The organism is Escherichia sp. Lx600-2, assembly GCF_036662595.1.
Classification (GTDB): Bacteria; Pseudomonadota; Gammaproteobacteria; order Enterobacterales; family Enterobacteriaceae; genus Escherichia; species Escherichia coli.
The window spans coordinates 1-26,081 of the sequence record NZ_JAYQWM010000055.1; the positions used below are offsets into that span (position 1 = coordinate 1).

27 protein-coding genes, 1 other RNA gene, 1 pseudogene and 1 other annotated feature are annotated in these 26,081 nt (G+C 49.9%); of the genes and pseudogenes, 13 read left to right on the top strand and 16 right to left on the bottom strand.

Annotated elements, in window-relative coordinates; translation table 11 throughout:
* Positions 1–201: 201 nt before the first annotated feature.
* The 3 genes from OQV04_RS17365 to smpB all read right to left on the bottom strand — a co-directional run bounded on the left by OQV04_RS17365 (position 202) and on the right by smpB (position 2,706).
* Positions 202–1,443, bottom strand: coding sequence for an integrase (locus OQV04_RS17365; RefSeq protein ID WP_332642328.1), 1,242 nt, complete (start codon positions 1,441–1,443; stop codon positions 202–204).
* Between the two features lie 203 nt (positions 1,444–1,646).
* Positions 1,647–2,009, bottom strand: a transfer-messenger RNA (tmRNA) gene (gene ssrA / locus OQV04_RS17370).
* A gap of 214 nt (positions 2,010–2,223) precedes the next feature.
* Positions 2,224–2,706, bottom strand: coding sequence for an SsrA-binding protein SmpB (gene smpB, locus OQV04_RS17375; protein ID WP_000162574.1), 483 nt, complete (start codon positions 2,704–2,706; stop codon positions 2,224–2,226).
* A 170-nt stretch (positions 2,707–2,876) separates the two neighbouring features.
* On the opposite strand from smpB, the gene ratA reads away from it, so the two are divergent.
* Both ratA and OQV04_RS17385 read left to right on the top strand, forming a co-directional pair.
* Positions 2,877–3,314, top strand: a complete 438-nt coding sequence (gene ratA / locus OQV04_RS17380) for a type II toxin-antitoxin system toxin RatA (protein WP_001341638.1) — start codon at positions 2,877–2,879, stop codon at positions 3,312–3,314.
* Complete coding sequence (locus tag OQV04_RS17385; protein ID WP_001117838.1) at positions 3,304–3,594, top strand: RnfH family protein; 291 nt, start codon at positions 3,304–3,306, stop codon at positions 3,592–3,594. Before ratA ends, OQV04_RS17385 begins: the two co-directional genes overlap by 11 nt.
* Before the next feature lie 61 nt (positions 3,595–3,655).
* Here the strand turns inward: OQV04_RS17385 and bamE are convergent, their stop codons facing one another.
* From bamE to nadK, 3 genes are all read right to left on the bottom strand, one after another.
* Entirely contained in the window at positions 3,656–3,997 is a 342-nt protein-coding gene (gene bamE, locus OQV04_RS17390; protein WP_247806771.1) for an outer membrane protein assembly factor BamE, read from the bottom strand.
* Between the two features lie 148 nt (positions 3,998–4,145).
* A complete protein-coding gene (gene recN, locus OQV04_RS17395; protein WP_032288270.1) occupies positions 4,146–5,807 on the bottom strand; it encodes a DNA repair protein RecN in 1,662 nt (553 codons plus the stop codon).
* 85 nt (positions 5,808–5,892) lie between these two features.
* On the bottom strand, positions 5,893–6,771 hold the full coding sequence (nadK, locus tag OQV04_RS17400) for an NAD(+) kinase (RefSeq protein WP_032281456.1): 879 nt from the start codon (positions 6,769–6,771) through the stop codon (positions 5,893–5,895).
* Between the two features lie 122 nt (positions 6,772–6,893).
* On the opposite strand from nadK, the gene grpE reads away from it, so the two are divergent.
* Positions 6,894–7,487 carry a nucleotide exchange factor GrpE gene (gene grpE, locus OQV04_RS17405; protein WP_001296310.1) on the top strand — a complete coding sequence of 198 codons (594 nt, stop codon included), beginning with the start codon at positions 6,894–6,896 and terminating at the stop codon, positions 7,485–7,487.
* 54 nt (positions 7,488–7,541) lie between these two features.
* Here grpE and OQV04_RS17410 read toward each other — a convergent pair whose 3' ends face one another.
* A complete protein-coding gene (locus OQV04_RS17410) occupies positions 7,542–8,828 on the bottom strand; it encodes an HlyC/CorC family transporter (protein WP_032149952.1) in 1,287 nt (428 codons plus the stop codon).
* Positions 8,829–8,848: 20 nt separating this feature from the next.
* Positions 8,849–9,640, bottom strand: coding sequence for a cytochrome C assembly family protein (locus OQV04_RS17415; RefSeq protein ID WP_001338897.1), 792 nt, complete (start codon positions 9,638–9,640; stop codon positions 8,849–8,851).
* Positions 9,641–9,806: 166 nt separating this feature from the next.
* On the opposite strand from OQV04_RS17415, the gene ffh reads away from it, so the two are divergent.
* The 5 genes from ffh (at position 9,807) to rplS (ending at position 13,307) form a co-directional block, all read left to right on the top strand.
* The gene (gene ffh / locus OQV04_RS17420) at positions 9,807–11,168 is read left to right on the top strand and encodes a signal recognition particle protein (RefSeq protein ID WP_000460035.1); all 1,362 of its coding nucleotides are present in this window, start codon (positions 9,807–9,809) and stop codon (positions 11,166–11,168) included.
* A 136-nt stretch (positions 11,169–11,304) separates the two neighbouring features.
* Entirely contained in the window at positions 11,305–11,553 is a 249-nt protein-coding gene (rpsP, locus tag OQV04_RS17425) for a 30S ribosomal protein S16 (RefSeq protein WP_000256450.1), read from the top strand.
* Positions 11,554–11,571: 18 nt separating this feature from the next.
* The gene (gene rimM, locus OQV04_RS17430) at positions 11,572–12,120 is read left to right on the top strand and encodes a ribosome maturation factor RimM (protein ID WP_000043335.1); all 549 of its coding nucleotides are present in this window, start codon (positions 11,572–11,574) and stop codon (positions 12,118–12,120) included.
* 30 nt (positions 12,121–12,150) lie between these two features.
* Positions 12,151–12,918, top strand: a complete 768-nt coding sequence (gene trmD, locus OQV04_RS17435; RefSeq protein ID WP_000264777.1) for a tRNA (guanosine(37)-N1)-methyltransferase TrmD — start codon at positions 12,151–12,153, stop codon at positions 12,916–12,918.
* Between the two features lie 41 nt (positions 12,919–12,959).
* The gene (rplS, locus tag OQV04_RS17440) at positions 12,960–13,307 is read left to right on the top strand and encodes a 50S ribosomal protein L19 (protein WP_000065253.1); all 348 of its coding nucleotides are present in this window, start codon (positions 12,960–12,962) and stop codon (positions 13,305–13,307) included.
* 76 nt (positions 13,308–13,383) lie between these two features.
* Here rplS and OQV04_RS17445 read toward each other — a convergent pair whose 3' ends face one another.
* The 4 genes and pseudogenes from OQV04_RS17445 to OQV04_RS17460 form a co-directional block, all read right to left on the bottom strand.
* Positions 13,384–13,866 carry an OmpA family protein gene (locus OQV04_RS17445; protein ID WP_032281455.1) on the bottom strand — a complete coding sequence of 161 codons (483 nt, stop codon included), beginning with the start codon at positions 13,864–13,866 and terminating at the stop codon, positions 13,384–13,386.
* A 15-nt stretch (positions 13,867–13,881) separates the two neighbouring features.
* A complete protein-coding gene (gene dgcN / locus OQV04_RS17450; protein ID WP_000969032.1) occupies positions 13,882–15,108 on the bottom strand; it encodes a diguanylate cyclase DgcN in 1,227 nt (408 codons plus the stop codon).
* Entirely contained in the window at positions 15,098–15,616 is a 519-nt protein-coding gene (locus OQV04_RS17455) for a YfiR family protein (protein WP_001212391.1), read from the bottom strand. The genes dgcN and OQV04_RS17455 overlap by 11 nt, the downstream gene beginning before the upstream one ends.
* A gap of 149 nt (positions 15,617–15,765) precedes the next feature.
* Positions 15,766–16,130: pseudogene (locus OQV04_RS17460) on the bottom strand (DUF2799 domain-containing protein).
* A 209-nt stretch (positions 16,131–16,339) separates the two neighbouring features.
* Between OQV04_RS17460 and aroF the strand changes: the two are divergent.
* Together aroF and tyrA are read left to right on the top strand one after the other, a co-directional pair.
* Complete coding sequence (gene aroF / locus OQV04_RS17465; RefSeq protein WP_001168032.1) at positions 16,340–17,410, top strand: 3-deoxy-7-phosphoheptulonate synthase AroF; 1,071 nt, start codon at positions 16,340–16,342, stop codon at positions 17,408–17,410.
* Positions 17,411–17,420: 10 nt separating this feature from the next.
* Positions 17,421–18,542, top strand: a complete 1,122-nt coding sequence (gene tyrA, locus OQV04_RS17470) for a bifunctional chorismate mutase/prephenate dehydrogenase (protein ID WP_000225204.1) — start codon at positions 17,421–17,423, stop codon at positions 18,540–18,542.
* 42 nt (positions 18,543–18,584) lie between these two features.
* On the opposite strand, the gene pheA is transcribed toward tyrA, so the two are convergent.
* The 4 genes from pheA to bamD form a co-directional block, all read right to left on the bottom strand.
* Complete coding sequence (gene pheA / locus OQV04_RS17475; RefSeq protein WP_000200120.1) at positions 18,585–19,745, bottom strand: bifunctional chorismate mutase/prephenate dehydratase; 1,161 nt, start codon at positions 19,743–19,745, stop codon at positions 18,585–18,587.
* Positions 19,746–19,766: 21 nt separating this feature from the next.
* Positions 19,767–19,892: a sequence feature (Phe leader region), on the bottom strand.
* Positions 19,844–19,891 carry a pheA operon leader peptide PheL gene (pheL, locus tag OQV04_RS17480; protein WP_001386991.1) on the bottom strand — a complete coding sequence of 16 codons (48 nt, stop codon included), beginning with the start codon at positions 19,889–19,891 and terminating at the stop codon, positions 19,844–19,846. It overlaps the preceding feature by 48 nt.
* A 102-nt stretch (positions 19,893–19,994) precedes the next feature.
* Positions 19,995–20,336, bottom strand: a complete 342-nt coding sequence (raiA, locus tag OQV04_RS17485) for a ribosome-associated translation inhibitor RaiA (protein WP_000178456.1) — start codon at positions 20,334–20,336, stop codon at positions 19,995–19,997.
* Positions 20,337–20,606: 270 nt separating this feature from the next.
* On the bottom strand, positions 20,607–21,344 hold the full coding sequence (gene bamD, locus OQV04_RS17490; RefSeq protein WP_000197686.1) for an outer membrane protein assembly factor BamD: 738 nt from the start codon (positions 21,342–21,344) through the stop codon (positions 20,607–20,609).
* A gap of 134 nt (positions 21,345–21,478) precedes the next feature.
* On the opposite strand from bamD, the gene rluD reads away from it, so the two are divergent.
* The 3 genes from rluD (at position 21,479) to clpB (ending at position 25,890) form a co-directional block, all read left to right on the top strand.
* Entirely contained in the window at positions 21,479–22,459 is a 981-nt protein-coding gene (gene rluD / locus OQV04_RS17495) for a 23S rRNA pseudouridine(1911/1915/1917) synthase RluD (RefSeq protein WP_000079091.1), read from the top strand.
* A complete protein-coding gene (gene yfiH / locus OQV04_RS17500; RefSeq protein WP_032281454.1) occupies positions 22,456–23,187 on the top strand; it encodes a purine nucleoside phosphorylase YfiH in 732 nt (243 codons plus the stop codon). The genes rluD and yfiH overlap by 4 nt, the downstream gene beginning before the upstream one ends.
* A 129-nt stretch (positions 23,188–23,316) precedes the next feature.
* Positions 23,317–25,890, top strand: a complete 2,574-nt coding sequence (gene clpB, locus OQV04_RS17505; protein ID WP_001235102.1) for an ATP-dependent chaperone ClpB — start codon at positions 23,317–23,319, stop codon at positions 25,888–25,890.
* The last annotated feature ends 191 nt before the right edge of the window (positions 25,891–26,081 follow it).

Below are 26,081 nucleotides of genomic sequence, written 5' to 3' on the forward strand. Positions count from 1 at the left end.
ATCAAAGTAAAAAATATCGGATATCAACAATGAGCCCTGATGCATTGGCAGATACCATTATAAAAAACTGGTCAAGAAATATTGAGAGTATCAAATTGGCTTTCGATAATACGGTTACTAGAAAAAAGAAAACCAAAGGGTAAAATTCCGTATTACCTATAGGTGAGTTATCAGCACCCATAATGGGTGCTGATAAAGGATTCATCCTACAAGACGTATTCCCCTAACCCCACTATTCACGATACTGCCGCTATCTGCTGCTTTAACAAAATCAGCCCACCACTGCATCATCGGTCGTCGTTGCTCAAGATAGTCACTTCGATTGTAAGCGCGACGTACCTCATTCTTATCTACATGAGCAAGTGCAGCCTCAATAACATCAGGCGGAAATCCTTCCTCATTGAGTGCCGTACTGGCAATAGAACGTAAGCCGTGTGAAACGAGTACGCCTCCTAAACCAGCACGCTTAAGGGCTGCATTTACTGTCTGTCTGTTCATCGGCTGGGTAGGCTTAATGCGACTGGGAAAGATAAATTCTCGACCACCGCTGAGAGACTTCATTATTTCCAGAATAGCGAGAGCTCCATCAGATAATGGAACCGTATGCTCCCGATTCATCTTCATTCGAGCAGCTGGAATTTTCCATTCGCTAGCATCGAAATCGATCTCATCCCATCGAGCCTCAGCAGCTTCGGCAGGGCGGGTGATGGTGAGAAGCTGCCACATGAACAGGCATCGTGTGGACAGGCTGATACTTGCCGTACGCATAGTCTGCATTAGCTGTGGAAGTTGACCTGGGTGGATGCTTGGCATGTTTTTCTTTTGCGGTTTCTCGAATGCTTTCCCGATGTTTACGCTGGGAACCGCATCAATCAGGCCTGTGTTCTGCGCATAAATCATGACTTCGTTAATACGCTGACAAAGGCGGCGGACTGTCTCTAATGCACCTCTGGCCTGAACCGGATGAACTGCTTTAACCAAAGTATGAGCCTTAATCTCAGTGACACTGATATCACCGATTGCCGGGAGAACATCCCTCTCAAGCGAGCGCCAGATATCGTCGGCATAGTCCTCTGTTACGCTGGCTTTCTTCACATTCCACCAACGCTCGGCAACTAACCGGAAAGTGTTGGTTTTGGCCTCTTGAGAATTTCTCACCTGTTCTTTCTGATGTTCCTGAGGATCAATGTCTTTCGCCAACAAAGCTCGAGATTCAGCTCTGAGTTTACGCGCATCAGAAAGGGAGACGGCTGGATAGGCTCCGAAGCTCTGCTTGGTTCGCTGCTTGGTCAGAGGTCGATAGTAACGGAACTGCCAGAGCTTACTACCGCTGGACTTGATTAGCAGAGTAAGCCCGTCACCATCATACAGCTGGTAATCGGCATCTTTAGGTTTGGCGGCTTTGATTTCCGTATCGGTTAACGGCTTGGTTTTTCTTGCCATGGGGAGTCTCCATGCGTTTAGGCCCAACGAAAACAATAGAGCTTTTCGTTGGGCCTATCAATGGGCCTAAAAGGTTCGGATTTAATTAGTTCTCTTCGGACTTCGCGGGACAAATTCAGGGCACAAAAAAGCCCGCAGGGCTTGCGCCGTGCGGGCTCTTAGGACTTCATCGGATGACTCTGGTAATCACCGATGGAGAATTTTGGTGGAGCTGGCGGGAGTTGAACCCGCGTCCGAAATTCCTACATCCTCGGTACTACATGCTTAGTCAGTCTTTACATTCGCTTGCCAGCTGCGGACGGACACGCCACTAACAAACTAGCCTGATTAAGTTTTAACGCTTCAACCCCAGGCAGGGCTTCCACGCGATCTCTTTTGGGTTTGACCTCTCTTGATCCCCGTCCTAAGAGCGGAGGCTAGGGAGAGAGGGCTCTAAGCAGGTTATTAAGCTGCTAAAGCGTAGTTTTCGTCGTTTGCGACTATTTTTTGCGGCTTTTTACGAGGCCAACCGCCCCTCGGCATGCACCTTGGGTTTCGCAAATCCCGTCGAATCCAGAATCAGCCCCAATGTGTAAAGGTAAGTATACCAGATTTATGAGCTCCATGACCAGCCTCAATGGCGTTATCGTTAAAGATTTAGCACCCATGTAGCCTGATTTTTATTCGATTAAGCAATGGAATGGCAACATTTGTGTCGGATGTGATAACCAATAAGATGTTCATTCGCGCCGCCGGAGAGGGAGGCGCGGTGAGGAACTGGTCAATAATTGGAGTGCAGGTTTAACGGTGGGCATTTTTCATGATACGCGCTTTATCCACCTGCCATTCGCGCTCTTTGATATCTGAACGTTTATCGTGCTGTTTCTTACCTTTGGCGACGCCGATTTTCACTTTGCACCAGGCATTTTTCCAGTACAGGGAGAGCGCCACTACGGTATAGCCTTCTCGATTGACGCGACCGTACAATGAGTCCAGTTCGCGCTGGTTGAGAAGTAACTTGCGGGTACGGGTAGGATCGCACACCACATGCGTGGAGGCCACGGCCATTGGCGTGATGTTAGCGCCAAACAGAAATGCCTCTCCGTCACGCAGAAGGACGTAGCTGTCGCTGATATTGGCTTTTCCTGCGCGCAGGGATTTAACTTCCCAGCCTTGCAGGGCAAGTCCCGCTTCGAACTCTTCTTCGATAAAGTATTCGTGACGGGCGCGCTTGTTAAGCGCGATGGTCGCTGAACCAGGTTTATGTGCTTTTTTCTTCGTCATAAGCGTCGTGAATCATCGGTAATCTGAAATCGAAAACACCCCATATCAATCCTGCGGGGGACAAGGCTCTATCTTAGCATGAACCCGATGTTACCCAGCGCCGGGATAGCGTTTTTTTTACAGCAGGATAAATGATATTATTTGTTGGATTTTTGTTGATGGAAATTGTTATGCCTCAGATTAGCCGGACCGCACTGGTACCCTACAGCGCGGAGCAAATGTATCAGTTAGTGAATGACGTTCAGTCTTATCCTCAGTTTTTGCCGGGTTGTACCGGAAGTCGGATTCTGGAGTCCACTCCTGGGCAGATGACTGCGGCGGTAGATGTCTCTAAGGCTGGGATCAGCAAAACGTTTACTACCCGCAACCAGTTGACCAGTAACCAAAGTATTCTTATGAATCTGGTGGATGGGCCGTTCAAGAAATTGATTGGTGGATGGAAGTTTACGCCGCTGAGCCAGGAGGCGTGTCGTATCGAGTTTCATCTCGACTTTGAGTTTACCAATAAGTTGATTGAGCTCGCCTTTGGTCGCGTGTTTAAAGAGCTGGCGTCTAATATGGTCCAGGCTTTTACGGTTCGTGCGAAAGAGGTTTACAGTGCCAGGTAAAATTGCCGTTGAGGTGGCTTATGCGCTACCTGAGAAGCAGTACCTGCAGCGCGTGACGCTGCAGGAGGGCGCGACGGTTGAAGAAGCTATTCGCGCCAGTGGCTTGCTGGAATTGCGGACCGATATCGATTTAACTAAAAACAAAGTCGGCATTTACAGCCGTCCGGCAAAACTAAGCGATAGTGTGCATGATGGTGATCGGGTGGAGATTTATCGCCCTCTCATTGCCGATCCGAAAGAGCTTCGCAGGCAACGAGCAGAAAAATCAGCGAATAAATAACGGACAGAAAAAAGGTGCTCATTGAGCACCTTTTTTAACGTCTTTGAGAGCAACTTTATTATTAGTTACCACTCAGCGCAGGTTTGTTATCAATATTGGTCAACACACCGCTACTGTTAAAGGTTAGCGTCAGCGTTTGCTGCGTTACACCTTCATGACCTGGTTGCTGGCGGAAGACATAGAACCAGGTATTCGTACCAAATGGATCGGACATCAGCGGTGTACCCAATGCGTACGCAACTTGTTGTTGCGTCATGGCAACACGTATTTTGGATACGTCGTTAGCGGTCAGATAGTTCCCCTGGTTGATGTCAGGACGGTAAACCACTCGCTCCAGAGTGGAACAGCCTGCGGTCAACATCAATAGTACTGCTGCTGCAGCAGTCAGCGTTTTACAGCGCATAGTGATTTGATTCCTTTTCGGGCCCGAGCAGTACGTGGCTCATCTGTAATATGCCGATGATAATAGACCTTTCATCACTTTAAAACCTTTTGCTTTCCGGTCTTACGGCGTTTTGCTGTTTACTCTGACCGTGAAGCAGGAAAAAAGTTTACGCCGCAAGCAGTTCTTTCGCATTCGCCAGTGTGTTACGTGTGACTTCACTGCCACCAAGCAGGCGCGCCAGCTCTTGTAACCGCGCTTTTTTATCCAGAGATTGCATATGCGTTTCTGTCATCGCACCATCGGTTTCTTTGCTGACAAAATAGTGTTGATGACCACATCCCGCGACTTGTGGCAGGTGGGTAACACACATCACCTGAGTTGATTCGCCGAGTTGACGCAGCAGTTTGCCGACAACTGCCGCTGTTGGACCGCTAATCCCTACATCCACTTCATCAAAAATCAGTGCCGGGGTTTCCATTTTACGCGCCGTGATGACCTGAATTGCCAATGCGATGCGGGACAATTCACCACCGGATGCGACTTTGGCAATAGGCTGCATTGGCTGACCTGGGTTGGTGGTTACCCGAAACTCAATACGATCGGCGCCGTCAGCGCCCAGGTGATGCTCGTCAAATTTGACATCAATCGTAAACTGCCCATGCGGCATTGAGAGCGCATGCATGCTGTCGGTGATCAGCTGTTCAAGTTCTTCTGCATAATGCTGGCGTTGCTGGTGTAATGCGCGCGCCGTTTCCAGTGCCTGCTGATGATGTTTCGTTACCGCCAGCGCGAGCGTTTCTTGTGAGTCGGCCTGATCGTCCAGTTGCTGCTGTTCTTCCAGTAGCGACTGGTAATACTGTGGCAATGTCTCAGGGCTGACGTGATGTTTACGTGCCAGCGAAATCTGTTTTGAGATGCGCTGTTCAAGTTCAAACAGTCGGTTGGGATCGAGATCCAGACGATCGCAGTAGTGGCGCAGTTCGTCGCTGGCTTCAACAATCTGGATGGTAGCTTCTTCCAGCATATCAAGTACGCCGGACAGTTTGCTGTCCATGCCAATCAATTCGCTCACCAGTTGTTTAGCCGTGTAAAGCTGACTTTGCAGGTTTGCGTCTTCACCGTCGGCCATTAATGCCAATGCATTCTGGCTGGTGGTCAGCAATTGACCGCTGTTCGCCAGACGTTTGTACTCTTCGTCGATTTGCTCAAACTCTCCGGGCTGCGGATTAAATTCGTTAAGTTCTTTTAATTGGTATTGCAGCAGTTCCGCACGGGCAGCGCGTTCCTGACTTAACTGTTGATGATGCGCGAGGTCACGGCAGCTTTGGTGCCACAACTGATAACGTGCGGTCATTTCCTGGAGCAGAGAGGTTTCATTAGCGTAGCCATCAAGCAGGAATTTTTGGTGCTCGGGTTTGGTGAGTAACTGATGAGCGTGCTGACCATGGATCTGAATGAGCAACTGACCCAGTTCGCGCAGTTGTGACAGAGGAACAGCTGTACCGTTGATGAAACCACGAGAGCGACCATCGCTGCTGATTACGCGACGAAGCAAACATTCATGCCCGTCTTCAAGCTGGTTTTCTTCCAGCCAGCGCAGGGCCGCTGGCGTATCTTTCAGAGAAAAACGGGCGCACAGGTCAGCGCGAGCAGCGCCGGTACGCACCATGTCGGCTTCAGCGCGACCACCGAGACAAAGACCGAGGGCATCTATTGCAATAGATTTACCTGCACCGGTTTCGCCAGTTATTACGGTCATGCCGCTATGAAAATCAATCTCAAGCTCACGAACGATAGCAAAGTTGCTGATGGTCAGTTGTGCCAACATAGTCGTTTTCCTGTATGAAAAACCATTACTGTTATTGTGTACAGTATAAACTGGTTTTATATACAGTAAAGAGGCTGGCGTAAAATTAGAATAATTTTTTTGACCAGCCGAGCTTGGTGCTTAATGTATTGAAATAACTGTAATCTTTCGGATGAATCAGATTCAGATGGTAATCACAGCGACGAATCAGGACATCTTCACCTTCCTGAATCGGCAGTGCTATCTGGCTGTCGCAACTGATTTCCAGGTCGTTACGGCGATGCGAAAAACGCAGACGGATCGTGCTGCTGTTGTTTATGACCAGTGGTCGTGCTGACAACGTATGCGGGAACATGGGCACCAGGGTAATCGCATCCAGAGAGGGGGTCAGAATAGGACCGCCCGCAGAGAGGGAATAGGCGGTGGAGCCTGTTGGCGTCGAAATAATTAGCCCATCAGATCGCTGAGAAAACGCAAAGATCTCGTCGATATACACTTCGAACTCTATCATATGCGCCACTTTGCCTGGATGAAGTACCACTTCATTTATCGCGGTGCTGATGCGCTTTTGGCAATCTTGCTGACAGACTTGCGCTTCCAGCAAAAAACGTTTCTCGCTGATGTAGTGACCTTCCAGCACATCGGCTAATTGTTGCTGGGCGTTATCGGGGTCAAGGTCAGTCAGGAAACCCAGGTTGCCACGGTTGATTCCAATAACTTTAATATCGTAACGGGCGAGCGTGCGCGCCGCGCCCAGCATATTACCGTCGCCACCAACGACTACCGCGAGATCAGCCAGTTGCCCAATCTCCGCGAGCGTGCCAGTTTTCACATTCTTCAGTTGCAGTTCGTGAGCGATTTGTTGCTCAACGATGACCTCGTAACCTTTTGTGCACAGCCAGCGGTAGAGCATTTCATGTGTTGTCAGTGCAGTAGGGTGCCGTGGGTGTCCCACAATGCCAATACACTTGAAATGATTATTCATTTTTCCGAGGTCCTTGTTGCGAAGATTGATGACAATGTGAGTGCTTCCCTTGAAACCCTGAAACTGATCCCCATAATAAGCGAAGTTAGCGAGATGAATGCGAAAAAAACGCGGAGAAATTCATGAGTAGTAAAGAACAGAAAACGCCTGAGGGGCAAGCCCCGGAAGAAATTATCATGGATCAGCACGAAGAGATTGAGGCAGTTGAGCCAGAAGCTTCTGCTGAGCAGGTGGATCCGCGCGATGAAAAAATTGCGAATCTCGAAGCTCAGCTGGCTGAAGCCCAGACCCGTGAACGTGACGGCATTTTGCGTGTAAAAGCCGAAATGGAAAACCTGCGTCGTCGTACTGAACTGGATATTGAAAAAGCCCACAAATTCGCGCTGGAGAAATTCATCAACGAATTGCTGCCGGTGATTGATAGCTTGGATCGTGCGCTGGAAGTGGCTGATAAAGCTAACCCGGATATGTCTGCGATGGTTGAAGGCATTGAGCTGACGCTGAAGTCGATGCTGGATGTTGTGCGTAAGTTTGGTGTTGAAGTGATCGCCGAAACTAACGTGCCGCTGGACCCGAATGTGCATCAGGCTATCGCAATGGTGGAATCTGATGATGTTGCGCCAGGTAACGTACTGGGCATTATGCAGAAGGGTTATACGCTGAATGGTCGTACGATTCGTGCGGCGATGGTAACTGTAGCGAAAGCAAAAGCGTAATTTCTGTTTTCGTAATAATTCACGGCCCTGCATGCGAATGCAGGGCCGTTTTCGTTACTCCGCCACACTCTCGCGCAGCGGTTTCACAGGAAAAACTTTTACCTGCTTAATCATATTGTCCTGTACGTCGAGAATATCTATATCGTACTCGCCAATACGCACGCGGGTGCCTGCGACAGGGATCTCTTCCAGTGCCTCAAGAATGACGCCATTAACCGTGCGGGCATCATCTTCCGGTAGATGCCAGTTAAAGGCTTTGTTGATTTCCCGCACGTTGGCGGTGCCATCGATAATCACCGAACCGTCGTTTTGCGGCGTGACCTCTTCGGCAAGTGTTGGCGACATCGATGTAGTGAAATCGCCGACAATCTCTTCCAGAATATCTTCAACCGTCACCAGCCCCTGAATGTCTCCATACTCGTTGACGACCAGGCCGACTTTCTTTTTGTTGCGCTGAAACTTTACCAACTGCGTGCTGAGCGGCGTACCTTCCGGCACAAAATAGATCTCGTCCGCGGCGCGCAGCATGGTTTCTTTGGTGAACTCTTTTTTCTCCGACATCAACCGCCAGGCTTCACGTACTCGCAGCATACTGATGGCGTCGTCCAGCGAATCACGGTAGAGCACGATGCGCCCGTGAGGTGAGTGGGAGAGTTGGCGCAGAATCGATTTCCAGTCATCGTTGATATCAATACCGATAATTTCACTGCGCGGCACCATGATGTCATCAACGGTCATTTTTTCCAGATCGAGCACCGACAGCAGCATATCCTGATTGCGACGGGAAATTTGTGAGCGCGATTCATGCACGATAGTGCGCAACTCTTCTTTGCTCAAAGAGCCGCTGACCACGATATCGGTTTTGATGCCCATCATGCGCATTAACATGCGGGTGATAGCGTTCAGCAACCAGACCAGCGGCATCATCAAAATTTGCAGCGGTGCTAACAGAATACTACTCGGATAAGCGACTTTTTCCGGGTATAGCGCAGCGATAGTTTTCGGCAACACCTCGGCAAAAACCAGCACCACAAAGGTCAGCACACCAGTCGCAATTGCCACGCCCGCATCGCCGTACAAACGCATCCCAACAATAGTGCCGAGCGCGGAGGCAAGAATATTGACCAGGTTATTGCCGATTAACACCAGGCTTATCAGGCGGTCTGGCTTACGCAGCAATTTTTCGACGCGTTTGGCCGAGCGATTACCCTGTTTCGCCATATGTCGCAGACGATAGCGGTTCAGGGTCATCATTCCGGTTTCGGACCCGGAAAAATAGGCTGAAATGACCACCATGATGATCAGAATAATGATCAACGTAGTAGTAGAAATGTGTTCCAGGGGAAACTCCTTTTCTGGGTTTAGCTGATTAACTGCTGGACAATTCGGCTGCCGAAGTAGGCCAGTGTCAGAATGACTGCACCCGCAACGTTAAACCAGACGACGCGGCGTCCACGCCATCCTTCATGATAATGTCCCCACAGCAGCACAATATAGACAAACCACGCCACGATAGAGAGCACAGCCTTGTCGATATTTTCCATGCTAAATAAGTTGTGCATGTAGAACAGGCCAGTGCAAAGCGTGAGCGTTAGCAGCACCACGCCAATCTGCGTGATGTGGAACATTTTACGCTCGATACTCATCAATGGCGGCATTTCCTGGTTAAACGCCAGCTTCTTGTTCTTCAGTTGGTAATCAATCCACGCCAGTTGCAGCGCGTACAGGGCGGCGATAATTAGCGTGGCATAGGAAAAGAGCGATAAGCCAATGTGCACCAGCATCCCAGGCGTAGCTTCCAGATGGGTGATGTATTCATTGGGCATGAAGGTCGCCAGCGCCAGGTTGATAAGCGCAAAGGCATAGACAATGGGTAGCAGCAACCAGCCACGATTGCGAGAAGCCACAATGGTCATTACCGTACAGATCATCAAACTGACCAATGAACCAACGTTCAGCAGGCTGAGGTTTTGTCCGCTATCACCGTCGGGCAGGATGCGGGCTTCCAGAGCGATTGCGTGGCAGACCAGCGCAATGACCGCAGAAATAATAGCCATGCGCCGCCAGCCGCCGTTTTTTTGCAGCAGACCGGGAACAATCAGCGCAAGACTGACGGAGTAGGCGACAAGCGCGAGCAGAGCAAAAACGGGCATAGTAATGTCGACAGTTTGAGCAATAAGAAAGAGAAGCAGTATAGCGTCAGGTGAACGCTGCTCCAACCGTTGCATAACAACAAAGACGCCTTCATGTTATACTGCGGCAAAATACTGATGATGTGTCGCGATTGCGGCCAACCGTTTCCACCCCAGGCGAGAGACAATGTTTGATAATTTAACCGATCGTTTGTCGCGCACGCTGCGCAATATCAGTGGCCGTGGACGCCTCACTGAAGACAACGTAAAAGATACGCTGCGCGAAGTGCGCATGGCGCTGCTGGAGGCGGACGTCGCTCTGCCGGTAGTGCGTGAGTTTATCAATCGCGTAAAAGAGAAAGCGGTTGGTCATGAAGTTAATAAGAGCCTGACGCCGGGGCAGGAGTTCGTCAAAATCGTCCGTAACGAACTGGTTGCGGCGATGGGCGAAGAGAACCAGACCCTGAACCTGGCTGCGCAACCGCCTGCGGTCGTACTGATGGCGGGCCTGCAAGGTGCCGGTAAAACAACCAGCGTTGGTAAACTCGGTAAGTTCCTGCGCGAGAAGCACAAGAAGAAAGTGCTGGTGGTTTCTGCCGACGTCTATCGCCCGGCGGCAATCAAACAGCTTGAGACGCTGGCTGAGCAGGTGGGCGTTGATTTCTTCCCTTCTGATGTTGGTCAGAAGCCGGTAGATATCGTTAACGCGGCGCTGAAAGAAGCCAAACTGAAATTCTACGACGTGCTGCTGGTGGATACCGCTGGTCGTCTGCACGTTGACGAAGCGATGATGGACGAGATCAAACAAGTCCATGCGTCGATTAATCCGGTTGAAACCCTGTTTGTGGTTGACGCCATGACCGGTCAGGATGCGGCCAATACGGCAAAAGCATTCAATGAAGCGTTACCGCTTACCGGCGTAGTGTTGACCAAAGTGGACGGCGATGCCCGCGGCGGTGCGGCGCTCTCTATTCGTCACATCACTGGCAAACCGATCAAGTTCCTCGGTGTTGGCGAGAAAACTGAGGCGCTGGAGCCGTTCCATCCGGACCGCATCGCGTCGCGTATTCTCGGCATGGGCGACGTACTGTCGCTGATCGAAGATATCGAAAGCAAAGTTGACCGCGCGCAGGCAGAGAAATTAGCCAGCAAGCTGAAAAAAGGTGACGGCTTCGATCTCAACGACTTCCTTGAGCAACTGCGCCAGATGAAAAATATGGGCGGCATGGCCAGCCTGATGGGCAAACTGCCGGGCATGGGGCAGATCCCGGATAACGTCAAGTCACAGATGGACGATAAAGTGCTGGTGCGTATGGAAGCCATCATCAACTCGATGACGATGAAAGAGCGCGCTAAGCCAGAAATCATCAAAGGTTCGCGTAAACGCCGTATTGCTGCCGGTTGCGGTATGCAGGTGCAGGACGTTAACCGTCTTCTGAAACAGTTCGACGACATGCAGCGCATGATGAAGAAAATGAAGAAGGGCGGAATGGCGAAGATGATGAGAAGCATGAAGGGGATGATGCCGCCGGGATTTCCTGGTCGCTAAATGACCTTATGCGACAGAGTTATTAACTGCTGATTGCATTTTCTCCAGAAATCAGTAAAATTTTCGGGCTTTTAATATGACACCGGACTCCGTTCCTCGATGGGGTCCGGTTGTTTTATTCACACAAGAGGATGTTATGGTAACTATTCGTTTAGCACGTCACGGCGCTAAAAAGCGTCCGTTCTACCAGGTTGTTGTCGCTGACAGCCGTAATGCACGCAACGGTCGCTTCATCGAGCGCGTTGGTTTCTTCAACCCAATCGCTAGCGAAAAAGAAGAAGGCACTCGCCTGGATCTGGATCGCATCGCTCACTGGGTTGGCCAGGGCGCAACTATTTCTGATCGCGTTGCTGCGCTGATCAAAGAAGTAAACAAAGCAGCTTAATCTGTCACGGTGGTCATGATGAGCAAACAACTCACCGCGCAAGCACCTGTTGATCCCATCGTTTTGGGAAAAATGGGTTCGTCTTACGGTATTCGTGGGTGGCTCAGAGTGTTTTCTTCCACCGAAGACGCCGAAAGCATTTTTGACTATCAGCCCTGGTTTATCCAGAAGGCGGGTCAGTGGCAGCAAGTCCAGCTGGAAAGCTGGAAGCACCACAATCAGGACATGATCATCAAGCTGAAAGGCGTTGACGATCGTGATGCGGCGAACCTGCTGACGAATTGTGAAATTGTCGTGGATTCATCGCAGCTGCCTCAGCTTGAAGAGGGTGACTACTACTGGAAAGACCTGATGGGCTGCCAGGTAGTAACCACTGAAGGCTACGATCTCGGTAAAGTCGTCGATATGATGGAAACCGGATCTAATGACGTTCTCGTCATTAAGGCAAACCTGAAAGATGCGTTTGGTATCAAGGAACGTCTCGTACCGTTCCTCGATGGGCAGGTTATCAAGAAAGTCGATCTCACTACTCGTTCAATCGAAGTAGATTGGGATCCTGGTTTTTAAACCACCGGATAAACGGTAAAAGACGGCGCTATGTGGATTGGCATAATTAGCCTGTTTCCTGAAATGTTCCGCGCAATTACCGATTACGGGGTAACTGGCCGGGCAGTTAAAAATGGCCTGCTGAGCATCCAGAGCTGGAGTCCTCGCGACTTCACGCATGACCGGCACCGTACCGTGGACGATCGTCCTTACGGCGGCGGACCGGGGATGTTAATGATGGTGCAACCCTTGCGGGACGCCATTCATGCAGCAAAAGCCGCGGCGGGTGAAGGCGCAAAGGTGATTTATCTGTCACCACAGGGACGCAAGCTTGATCAAGCGGGCGTCAGCGAACTGGCAACGAATCAAAAATTGATTCTGGTGTGCGGTCGCTACGAAGGTATAGATGAGCGCGTGATCCAAACCGAAATTGACGAAGAATGGTCAATCGGCGATTACGTTCTCAGTGGTGGTGAGTTACCAGCAATGACGCTGATTGACTCCGTTTCCCGGTTTATTCCGGGAGTACTGGGACATGAAGCCTCGGCAACGGAAGATTCCTTTGCTGAAGGATTGCTGGATTGCCCGCACTATACGCGGCCTGAGGTGTTAGAAGGGATGGAAGTTCCGCCAGTGTTACTGTCGGGCAACCATGCCGAGATACGTCGCTGGCGTTTGAAACAGTCGCTGGGCCGTACCTGGCTTAGAAGACCTGAACTTCTGGAAAACCTGGCTCTGACTGAAGAGCAAGCAAGGTTGCTGGCGGAGTTCAAAACGGAACACGCACAACAGCAACATAAACATGATGGGATGGCGTAAGCCCCCGAGATATCAGTTTACCCAGGATAAGAGATTAAATTATGAGCAACATTATTAAGCAACTTGAACAAGAGCAGATGAAGCAGGACGTACCTTCCTTCCGTCCGGGTGATACCGTGGAAGTGAAAGTATGGGTTGTTGAAGGTTCCAAAAAACGTCTGCAGGCATTCGAGGGCGTGGTTATCGCTATTCGTAACCGCGGTCTGCACTCTGCATTCACTGTTCGTAAAATTTCCAACGGCGAAGGCGTTGAGCGTGTCTTCCAGACTCACTCTCCGGTAGTTGACAGCATTTCTGTCAAACGTCGTGGTGCTGTTCGTAAAGCTAAACTGTACTACCTGCGTGAGCGTACTGGTAAGGCTGCTCGTATCAAAGAGCGTCTTAACTAAGATTTCGCTTAAGCGACATCCTGTTAAGAAGGGCTGGCCAATTGGCTGGCCCTTTTTTTATCTGTTTGCTCGTGTTTTAAGGGGTAGTAATCACCACTGCGACGCGGCGGTTCTCGGCGCGGCCCTGGGCGGTCTTGTTACTGGCTATGGGATATTTTTTTCCTAAACCCTGTGTGGTGAGATTGCCGCGTGGAATTTGTCCACCCATAGCCCATGCATCGGCCACGACATTCGCCCGTTTCAATGATAAGCCTTCGTTGTAACTGTCTTCACCATAGTTATCGGTGTGTCCATCCATACGGGCATGTGTTAGCCCTGTCGAGGCCAATTTGGCTGCCATGGTTTGGATCTGTTGCTGGCTTTCCGGGAGCAATTTGTAGTCATTTTTTGCGAACAGAATGGCATCTGATAAGCCCAGCGACCAGTCGCCGGCGGATTCAGTAAATCCATAAGATTGCATAGCGGCGACTTGCTCAGGAGTAAACTTTCCCTGAGGGGACTGGCAGCCAGTCAGTATTAGTGAGGTGAAAATCAGGGGTGCTACCAGGTGCTTTATCATATCGATATATCCTTGTTATCTCACCAGCTTTTCGGCACGCTGGTGTTTGGCCTGATACATATTGTGATCGGCAAGCTCTTGTAATTTTTCCGCAGAGGCGTGCTCAATGGTCATCGCGTAACCAATGCTTAATGTCATGGTGGTCTGATGGCCATTATGAAGATCAAACGGGAGATTAAAGATTTGTGTCAGTGCTGAGCATATCTGCTGCACTTCAGATTCCGACTGTACATCATAGAGCACCATAGCGAATTCATCGCCGCCCAGGCGGTATGCTTTATGTCGCAGCCCGCCAAATTCAGCTAACCGTTTTGCGATTTCAATCAAGACTCTATCGCCCGTCGCATGACCCCAGGTATCATTGATATATTTGAAATTATCGCCATCAAGAAATAGTAACGCCGACGTTTTTCGGGCATCGGAATTGTTCATCAACGTATTGATGCCGCTACGAAACGCTGCGCGGTTAGCCAGCCCGGTTAATGGGTCATGTAGCGCGGTACGCAGAAGCTGCGCATTTTTGGCCTGTAAACGAAGCTGCCACTCTTCCATTTCATCCAGCAGACTGTTGAAGTCGAGAGCGAAGCGGTGAAACTCAGCGATACGTTCTTCCGAAACTCGTCGGGAAAAATTGCGGTTGGAACGCACATCATGTACGACATCGGTGATATTTTTCAGTGCTTCCACCAGGCCATTGTGCAAATGGCGGGTGAGGGTAATTGCGATTCCTGATGCCAGCAGAATACAACCGGTCAGTACGGCGAGCGAAAACCAGATAAAATGGCTGATTGAACTGTCGCGAGCGGTTAAGCGTACTTCGCCAATGGTTTCGCCATTGTGACGAATCGGCTGAATGATGGGGGCAGGGAAGAGCCAGTGGCTTATGAAATTGCTGAAAGTATCGCCTGGATCCTTACGGGTGTAATGCCAGGATGCCAGAATATTTTGCTGCTTATCACGTACTTCTGCAGTTGAAAATTGCCCTTGCTGGCCCAGCGCTGCCAGTGTTTCAGTTGCTGCAGGGCCATCGGCAAAAACGACAGCTGCTTCCAGACTGTAAGTCATTGTTGCTGCTGTCAGTGCCAGGTTTTTTTGCGCGTACTGTTTCAGGGTCAGCACCGAGGTCACGGAAAGCAGCAACCAGATCAGCATCATAGTGATAAATATGCTGGTCATACTGATGTTGCGTAATGCTCTTTTAAACGTGGGGCGCTTATTAAGAGAATTATCGTTATCCATCATTTTTCTTCCGTGCGAGCATCAAGACATCCGGGTTGACCTTTACACCGCTACGCGATAAGGCATCCAGGTTTACGGCAAATCTGACGTCATTATTGTGGATGATCAGACAAAAGGCGCTACCAATAATGCACTCGGTATTTTGTTCGGCAATTAATAATAACGCCTTTGACGGATATTGTTCGGTTAATTCCATCTGGAATGTCGGTGACTCGTTGCCAAAATAAAAACCATTGCAGCCTGAAATCATCGCCTCTTGTTGAGTGTGAATGATGACAGGCAGATAAGGCAAAGATGTCGCGGCATTCTCTTGTAGGGCGGTACTAAAACGTGAAGATGAAAAGATACATAACTTTGGTGGCCCTGATAGCGCAGGCCAGCGGGTGTAACTGACAATACCGGAAACCATCATACGCACGTTTTTCGCAACGTCAGAAGGCTCCTGAGCGAGTATTGGTGCTCCCGTCAGCAGGAGAATCAGAAGTAAGAACAGTCGGTGAGAAAAACGCATTCAGGGATCCCCACCATCTTCGCTCGAAATGCATCGATATTTTTTCAGAATGCTCATTAAAATATCATTATTTCATGCGGTCGTCATCATTGTGAGAAATAAAACATAATGAGTAAAATCTTATGTTTAATTTATTTGTGGGATTTTAATTAATTTAATCGTATTGTGCTGGCATTTTCATCAGCCCCTTTTTGCCATACTTCATGCAGTTGGCTGGCATTTTCAACATTGTTGCAGCTGGCAGGAAAGCTTTTACCGGAAAGTCCTCGGGCATAAGTAAAATCGGTCTGGCAAGTTTTCTTTTGTCCTTCGGCATATCCTTTAAGGTATAGACCGCGATCCGCCTGTGAATCGCTAAATGCATCGTCATCTTTTATGGCGCTGCCCGATATCGCATCTTCCATACCAACATCATACCAGTCGGTGCTGGTCAAGGTTGGCGCGTGAGTATAAGGATCAATCTGGCATCCGCTAACCAGTAAAGCCAACAAGGGGCGATAAACTTTTTCATCATTTCTTTCTCCTTTTTCAAAGCATAGCGGATTGTTTTCAAAGGTGGTGTAAATTTATCTATACAGAATCAAGGGTTGAAAGCGCGAATAAATTGATTATGTAAAGAAAAATGTACGAAATATGGATTGAAAACTTTACTTTATGTGTTATCGTTACGTCATCCTCACTGAGGATCAACTATCGCAAACGAGCATAAACAGGATCGCCATCATGCAAAAAGACGCGCTGAATAACGTACATATTACCGACGAACAGGTTTTAATGACTCCGGCACAACTGAAGGCCGCTTTTCCATTAAGCCTGCAACAAGAAGCCCAGATTGCTGACTCGCGTAAAACCATTTCAGATATTATCGCCGGGCGCGATCCTCGTCTGCTGGTAGTATGTGGTCCTTGTTCCATTCATGATCCGGAAACTGCTCTGGAATATGCTCGTCGATTTAAAGCCCTTGCCGCAGAGGTCAGCGATAGCCTCTATCTGGTAATGCGCGTCTATTTTGAAAAACCCCGTACCACTGTCGGCTGGAAAGGGTTAATTAACGATCCCCATATGGATGGCTCTTTTGATGTAGAAGCCGGTCTGCAGATCGCGCGTAAATTGCTGCTTGAGCTGGTGAATATGGGACTGCCACTGGCGACGGAAGCGTTAGATCCGAATAGCCCGCAATACCTGGGCGATCTGTTTAGCTGGTCAGCAATTGGTGCTCGTACAACGGAATCGCAAACTCACCGTGAAATGGCCTCCGGGCTTTCCATGCCGGTTGGTTTTAAAAACGGCACCGACGGCAGTCTGGCAACAGCAATTAACGCTATGCGCGCCGCCGCCCAGCCGCACCGTTTTGTTGGCATTAACCAGGCAGGGCAGGTTGCGTTGCTACAAACTCAGGGGAATCCGGACGGGCATGTCATCCTGCGCGGTGGTAAAGCGCCGAACTATAGCCCTGCGGATGTTGCGCAATGTGAAAAAGAGATGGAACAGGCGGGACTGCGCCCGTCTCTGATGGTAGATTGCAGCCACGGTAATTCCAATAAAGATTATCGCCGTCAGCCTGCGGTGGCAGAATCCGTGGTTGCTCAAATCAAAGATGGCAATCGCTCAATTATTGGTCTGATGATCGAAAGTAATATCCACGAGGGCAATCAGTCTTCCGAGCAACCGCGCAGTGAAATGAAATACGGTGTATCCGTAACCGATGCCTGCATTAGCTGGGAAATGACCGATGCCTTGCTGCGTGAAATTCATCAGGATCTGAACGGGCAGCTGACGGCTCGCGTGGCTTAAGAGGTTTATTATGGTTGCTGAATTGACCGCATTACGCGATCAAATTGATGAAGTCGATAAAGCGCTGCTGAATTTATTAGCGAAGCGTCTGGAACTGGTTGCTGAAGTGGGAGAGGTGAAAAGCCGCTTTGGACTGCCTATTTATGTTCCGGAGCGAGAGGCATCTATGTTGGCCTCGCGTCGTGCAGAGGCGGAAGCTCTGGGTGTACCGCCAGATCTGATTGAGGATGTTTTGCGTCGGGTGATGCGTGAATCTTACTCCAGTGAAAACGACAAAGGATTTAAAACGCTTTGTCCTGCGTTACGCCCGGTAGTTATCGTTGGCGGCGGCGGTCAGATGGGACGTCTGTTCGAGAAGATGCTGACACTCTCGGGTTATCAGGTGCGGATTCTGGAGCAACATGACTGGGATCGAGCGGCTGATATTGTTGCCGATGCCGGAATGGTGATTGTTAGTGTGCCAATCCACGTTACTGAGCAAGTTATCGGCAAATTACCGCCTTTACCGAAAGATTGTATTCTGGTTGATCTGGCATCAGTGAAAAATGGACCGTTACAGGCCATGCTGGCGGCGCACGATGGCCCGGTACTGGGGTTGCACCCGATGTTCGGCCCGGACAGCGGTAGCCTGGCAAAGCAAGTTGTGGTCTGGTGTGATGGACGTAAGCCGGAAGCATACCAATGGTTTCTGGAGCAAATTCAGGTCTGGGGCGCTCGGTTGCATCGTATTAGCGCTGTCGAGCACGATCAGAATATGGCGTTTATTCAGGCTCTGCGCCACTTTGCTACTTTTGCTTACGGGCTGCACCTGGCAGAAGAAAATGTTCAGCTTGAGCAACTTCTGGCGCTCTCTTCGCCGATTTACCGCCTTGAGCTGGCGATGGTCGGGCGACTGTTTGCTCAGGATCCGCAGCTTTATGCCGACATCATTATGTCGTCAGAGCGTAATCTGGCGTTAATCAAACGTTACTATAAGCGTTTCGGCGAGGCGATTGAGTTGCTGGAGCAGGGCGATAAGCAGGCGTTTATTGACAGTTTCCGCAAGGTGGAGCACTGGTTCGGCGATTACGCACAGCGTTTTCAGAGTGAAAGCCGCGTGTTATTGCGTCAGGCGAATGACAATCGCCAGTAATAATCCAGTGCCGGATGATTCACATCATCCGGCACCTTTTCATCAGGTTGGATCAACAGGCACTACGTTCTCACTTGGGTAACAGCCCAATACCTTCATTGAACGGGTGATTTCCCCTAACTCTTTCAATGCTTTTTGCATTTCCGCTGATTCAAGATTGGCCTGAATATCCAGATAAAACATCTCTTCCCATGGATTACCGTGAATCGGGCGTGATTCCAGACGGGTCATAATCAGATTGTGGTTGCGCAGTACCAGCAACGCTTCAACCAGCGCACCGGCTTGTTGCCCGGTCGCCATTAACAACGTCGTTTTCGCCGGAACCTGATCAGACACGTTAATGGCTTTACGCGCCAACACCACAAATCGGGTGAAGTTTTGTCGCTGATTCGCTTCAATCCGCTCCAGTACCTGCAAACCGTACAAAGTGCCGCCAGCTTCGCTTCCCAACGCAGCAACATGCGGTGATTTTGCCTGTGCAACCTTTTCCATTGCCGCAGACGTACTTTCGGTATATTCAATCTTCCAGTGCGGATAACGATTAAGGAATTTGCTGCATTGCTGGAATGGCTGCGGATGGCTGTAGACCGTATTGATGGTGGATAAATCAGTCGTGCCGGAGACTAACAAACAATGGTCGATAGTTAACGTCATCTCGCCAACAATCGACAAGCTGGTATGTTGCAGCAGATCGTAAACGTCGTTTATGGCACCGGAGCTGGTATTTTCAATCGGTACGACGGCATAGTCGGCCTGGCCGGTTTCCACCTGATTAAAAATATCGGCAAATTTGGCGCAGCCACTTTCAATGAATTGCTCAAAGTGACGGGCAGCATACTGGCGCGCCGCAAGATGGGAATAAGAACCTTTGGGGCCGAGAAAAGCGATGCGTGCTGAGTGCGGATTAATTTTATTGAGATGTTGCTGGAGCAAAGCCTGCTGAGTTAATACGGAATCTTCAATGATGAGCTGGAACAGGCGAGTAATGTAATGGGCGTCCAGATGGTGCGCTTTACCGAGCGTAATTAATCTTTCCAGTAAATCGCGTTCACGATCAATATCACGTACCGGGCGATGCGAGAGCAGTTTGGCTTTTCCCACCTCGACGGCCAGTTCGCGCCGCTCTGCGAGTAATGCTAATAATTTTTCATCCAGCGCGCTGATTTTCTCTCGCAGCGCCAGTAACGGGTTTTCCGATGTCATAGTGTTGCCTTTTTGTTATCAATAAAAAAGGCCCCCCGATTTGGGAGGCCTTATTGTTCGTCTTCGCATTCTGTTTCACACGACGAAACGCCTCCCATTCAGGGGAAGGTAAAAAAGAATGCGAAGAAAAACGGTGTGTGTTTCATGTTTGTTTCCTTAAGTGACTTTAGTACAGTACCCGTACTGTTTTCACGCTGTCAACAAAAAACGCGCCCGAAGGCGCGTTGGCGATACACTCAATATAAAGGACTACTCTTCTTCAACTTCTTCGACGAAGTTGGCGTCTTTCACCGATGTTGCGGCACGACGTGCTTCGCCTTTGTGCTGCAGTTTATTGAGCTGCCGTTCCAGCTTGTTGATCAATTCGTTAATTGCGGTGTACATATCTTCATGTTTACCACTGGCAACCAGAACGCCGTTAGGTGTATTGATTGTGGCGTCAGCAACAAACCCTTGTGGCTCTTTGGACAGAATGATATGTGGATTAATCAGATGTGTTTGCCATTTTTCCAGTTTGGCGAGACGGTCTGCGACATGTTGGCGGATGGCCGGAGTAATTTCCATTTGTTTGCTGGTAATGTTCATGGTCATAAATTTTACCTCTTGTCTTCCCGTCTTGGTGAATTCAGCATACCGTTCCTGATGTCAAAATGTGTGATGGAAATCTCATAATTTTGTCACTTTTTGTCAACGAATCTTTTTTGTGAGAAATCGCAGGAAGAGGTGTTTTTTTACTTGAGGAATATCTCAAAGCGAGCCATATTTGATGAGATCGATAGTGACTAAATCGCTTCAGTTTCACAACTAACAGAATAAAAAAACGGCAGCTCAAGGGCTGCCGTTTTGTGTTTCAGGTTTCTGTTATGTATTGCTGCTGTTTGCGGCGATGATTTTCGCTACTTTTTCAGCTTGCGCATTCATCTGCATCTGACGGTATGCATTTTCCATCAGCGGCAGCGCATCACGCGTAGCCTGGGTATCCGGGTAGTCGCGCAACATGCCTTCTACGCGGTTAACGACGGCAACCCATGCGCCACGTTCTGTATAGTACTCGGCCACGGAGTATTCATATTTCGCCAGACGATCTTTCAGGAATACCAGACGTTTGGTGGCATCGGTGGTGTACTGACTGTTTGGATAGCCGCGCACCAGTTTGGAAAAGTCACTAAACGCAGCTCGTGCATGTTGAGGATCGCGATCGCTACGGTCAACGCCAAAGAACCCTTGCAGCGCACTGTCATCCAGCGCCATATTGGTCAGGCCACGCATGTACATGACATAATCGATATTCGGATGGGTCGGGTTAAGGCGAATAAAACGATCGATGGCAGCCTGCGCTAACGGCAAATCGGCGTTTTTATAGTAGGCATAGATGAGATCCAGCTGCACCTGCTGCGAATACGGACCAAACGGATAGCGATTATCTAACGCTTCCAGTTGCGTTATTGCCTGTCTCCAGTTACCGTCCTGCAGCTTTTGTTGTGCAGTCGCGTAAATTTCATTTGGCGGATTATCAGGTACTTCTTCCTTTGACCCCGAGCAACCCGCCAAAAACAGGCTTAGTGTGGCGGCTGCCACCAGATATTTCATGCGCGTCATGACGTTTTGACTTTCCTCAAAATGTAATACGGGAGATTCTCTGTTCCTGCTCCCGGTTAAGACCAGCTACAATAGCACACTATATTAAACGGCAAAGCCGTAAAACCCCAACGATAAACGAAGAAGCAGTATATATGGCACAACGAGTACAGCTCACTGCAACGGTGTCCGAAAACCAACTCGGTCAACGCTTAGATCAGGCTTTGGCCGAAATGTTCCCGGATTATTCACGTTCGCGAATAAAAGAATGGATCCTCGACCAGCGCGTGCTGGTTAACGGCAAACTTTGTGATAAGCCGAAAGAAAAAGTATTGGGTGGCGAGCAGGTTGCCATCAACGCAGAGATTGAAGAAGAAGCGCGTTTTGAACCGCAGGATATCCCGCTGGATATCGTCTATGAAGATGAAGACATCATCGTCATTAATAAACCGCGCGACCTGGTGGTTCATCCTGGCGCGGGTAACCCGGATGGCACGGTACTGAATGCGTTGCTTCATTATTATCCGCCTATTGCCGATGTACCGCGTGCGGGCATCGTCCATCGTCTGGATAAAGACACCACTGGCCTGATGGTTGTGGCAAAAACCGTTCCGGCTCAGACGCGTTTAGTCGAATCTTTGCAAAGGCGTGAAATTACTCGTGAGTACGAAGCGGTGGCGATTGGTCATATGACCGCTGGCGGTACGGTGGATGAGCCAATCAGTCGCCACCCGACCAAACGTACTCACATGGCGGTGCATCCGATGGGCAAACCAGCGGTGACTCACTATCGCATCATGGAACACTTCCGTGTGCACACGCGTCTGCGGTTGCGTCTGGAAACTGGACGTACGCACCAGATCCGCGTGCATATGGCCCATATCACTCATCCGCTGGTGGGCGATCCGGTTTATGGTGGCCGTCCGCGTCCGCCAAAAGGTGCTTCGGAAGCGTTTATCTCCACGCTGCGTAAGTTTGACCGCCAGGCGCTTCATGCAACCATGCTGCGTCTTTATCACCCGATCTCCGGCATCGAAATGGAATGGCATGCGCCTATTCCACAAGATATGGTGGAGCTGATTGAGGCGATGCGTGCCGATTTCGAAGAACATAAGGATGAAGTGGACTGGTTATGAGTAAGCTGATTGTCCCGCAGTGGCCGCTGCCAAAAGGTGTTGCGGCTTGTAGCTCTACTCGTATCGGCGGCGTGAGCTTGCCCCCGTATGACTCGCTCAACCTCGGTGCCCATTGTGGCGATAACCCGGATCACGTTGAGGAGAATCGCAAGCGACTTTTTGCTGCGGGCAATTTGCCTTCTAAACCGGTCTGGCTTGAGCAGGTACACGGCAAAGATGTGCTTAAGCTTACTGGCGAACCTTATGCCTCAAAACGAGCAGATGCCTCTTATAGCAATACGCCTGGCACGGTTTGCGCAGTGATGACTGCCGACTGCCTCCCTGTGCTGTTTTGCAATCGAGCGGGAACGGAAGTCGCCGCCGCTCATGCTGGCTGGCGTGGACTGTGCGCAGGCGTGCTGGAAGAGACAGTTTCCTGTTTTGCTGATAATCCGGAAAATATTCTCGCCTGGTTAGGGCCGGCAATTGGTCCACGCGCGTTCGAAGTGGGGGCGGAGGTTCGCGAGGCGTTTATGGCAGCAGACGCCAAAGCGAGTACAGCTTTCATTCAGCATGGTGATAAGTATCTGGCGGATATTTATCTGCTTGCCCGGCAGCGTCTGGGGAGCGTTGGTGTTGAACAAATTTTCGGCGGCGACCGTTGTACATATACGGAAAATGAGACTTTCTTCTCTTATCGTCGCGACAAGACCACCGGGCGTATGGCAAGTTTCATTTGGCTGATATAACCTAAAGAATCAAGACGATCCGGTACGTGTGATTTTCTTTTCACATTAATCTGGTCAATAACCTTGAATAATTGAGGGATGACCTCATTTAATCTCCAGTAGCAACTTTGATCCGTTATGGGAGGAGTTATGCGTCTGGATCGTCTTACTAATAAATTCCAGCTTGCTCTTGCCGATGCCCAATCACTTGCACTCGGGCACGACAACCAATTCATCGAACCACTTCATTTAATGAGCGCCCTGCTGAATCAGGAAGGGGGTTCGGTTAGTCCTTTGTTAACATCAGCTGGCATAAATGCTGGCCAGTTGCGCACAGATATCAATCAGGCATTAAATCGTTTACCGCAGGTTGAAGGTACTGGTGGTGATGTCCAGCCATCACAGGATCTGGTGCGCGTTCTTAATCTTTGCGACAAGCTGGCGCAAAAACGTGGTGATAACTTTATCTCGTCAGAACTGTTCGTTCTGGCGGCACTTGAGTCTCGCGGCACGCTGGCCGACATCCTGAAAGCAGCAGGGGCGACCACCGCCAACATTACTCAAGCGATTGAACAAATGCGTGGAGGTGAAAGCGTGAACGATCAAGGTGCTGAAGACCAACGTCAGGCTTTGAAAAAATATACCATCGACCTTACCGAACGAGCCGAACAGGGCAAACTCGATCCGGTGATTGGTCGTGATGAAGAAATTCGCCGTACCATTCAGGTGCTGCAACGTCGTACTAAAAATAATCCGGTACTGATTGGTGAACCCGGCGTCGGTAAAACTGCCATCGTTGAAGGTCTGGCGCAGCGTATTATCAACGGCGAAGTGCCGGAAGGGTTGAAAGGCCGCCGCGTACTGGCGCTGGATATGGGCGCGCTGGTGGCTGGGGCGAAATATCGCGGTGAGTTTGAAGAACGTTTAAAAGGCGTGCTTAACGATCTTGCCAAACAGGAAGGCAACGTCATCCTGTTTATCGACGAATTACATACCATGGTCGGCGCGGGTAAAGCCGATGGCGCAATGGACGCCGGAAACATGCTGAAACCGGCGCTGGCGCGTGGTGAATTGCACTGCGTAGGTGCCACGACGCTTGACGAATATCGCCAGTACATCGAAAAAGATGCTGCGCTGGAACGTCGTTTCCAGAAAGTGTTTGTTGCCGAGCCTTCTGTTGAAGATACCATTGCGATTCTACGTGGCCTGAAAGAACGTTACGAATTGCACCACCATGTGCAAATTACTGACCCGGCAATTGTTGCAGCGGCGACGTTGTCTCATCGCTACATTGCTGACCGTCAGCTGCCGGATAAAGCCATCGACCTGATCGATGAAGCAGCATCCAGCATTCGTATGCAGATTGACTCAAAACCAGAAGAACTCGACCGACTCGATCGCCGTATCATCCAGCTCAAACTGGAACAACAGGCGTTAATGAAAGAGTCTGATGAAGCCAGTAAAAAACGTCTGGATATGCTCAACGAAGAACTGAGCGACAAAGAACGTCAGTACTCCGAGTTAGAAGAAGAGTGGAAAGCAGAGAAAGCATCGCTTTCTGGTACGCAGACCATTAAAGCGGAACTGGAACAGGCGAAAATCGCTATTGAACAGGCTCGCCGTGTGGGTGACCTGGCGCGGATGTCTGAACTGCAATACGGCAAAATCCCGGAGCTGGAAAAGCAACTGGAAGCCGCAACGCAGCTCGAAGGCAAAACTATGCGTCTGTTGCGTAATAAAGTGACCGACGCCGAAATTGCTGAAGTGCTGGCGCGTTGGACGGGGATTCCGGTTTCTCGCATGATGGAAAGCGAGCGCGAAAAACTGCTGCGTATGGAGCAAGAACTGCACCATCGCGTTATTGGTCAGAACGAAGCGGTTGATGCGGTATCTAACGCTATTCGTCGTAGCCGTGCGGGGCTGGCGGATCCAAATCGCCCGATTGGTTCATTCCTGTTCCTCGGCCCAACTGGTGTGGGGAAAACTGAGCTTTGTAAGGCGCTGGCGAACTTTATGTTTGATAGCGACGAGGCGATGGTCCGTATCGATATGTCCGAGTTTATGGAGAAACACTCGGTGTCTCGTCTGGTTGGTGCGCCTCCGGGATATGTTGGTTATGAAGAAGGTGGCTACCTGACCGAAGCTGTGCGTCGTCGTCCGTATTCCGTTATCCTGCTGGATGAAGTGGAAAAAGCGCATCCGGATGTCTTCAACATTCTGTTGCAGGTACTGGATGATGGGCGTCTGACTGACGGGCAGGGGAGAACGGTCGACTTCCGTAATACGGTTGTCATTATGACCTCTAACCTCGGTTCCGATTTGATTCAGGAACGCTTCGGTGAACTGGATTATGCGCATATGAAAGAACTGGTGCTCGGTGTGGTAAGCCATAACTTCCGTCCGGAGTTCATTAACCGTATCGATGAAGTGGTGGTCTTCCATCCGCTGGGCGAACAGCACATTGCCTCGATTGCGCAGATTCAGTTGAAACGTCTGTACAAACGTCTGGAAGAACGTGGTTATGAAATCCACATTTCTGACGAGGCGCTGAAACTGCTGAGCGAGAACGGTTACGATCCAGTCTATGGTGCACGTCCTTTGAAACGTGCTATCCAGCAGCAGATCGAAAACCCGTTGGCACAGCAAATACTGTCTGGTGAATTGGTTCCGGGTAAAGTGATTCGCCTGGAAGTTAATGAAGACCGGATTGTCGCCGTCCAGTAAATGATAAAACGAGCCCTTCGGGGCTCGTTTTTGTCTATAAGTTAGACGGAAAAGACTATATTTAAGATGTTTTGCCTGAAAAGTGAGCGAACGATAAAGTTTTTATATTTTTCGCTTGTCAGGCCGGAATAACTCCCTATAATGCGCCACCACTGACACGGAACAACGGCAAACACGCCGCCGGGTCAGCG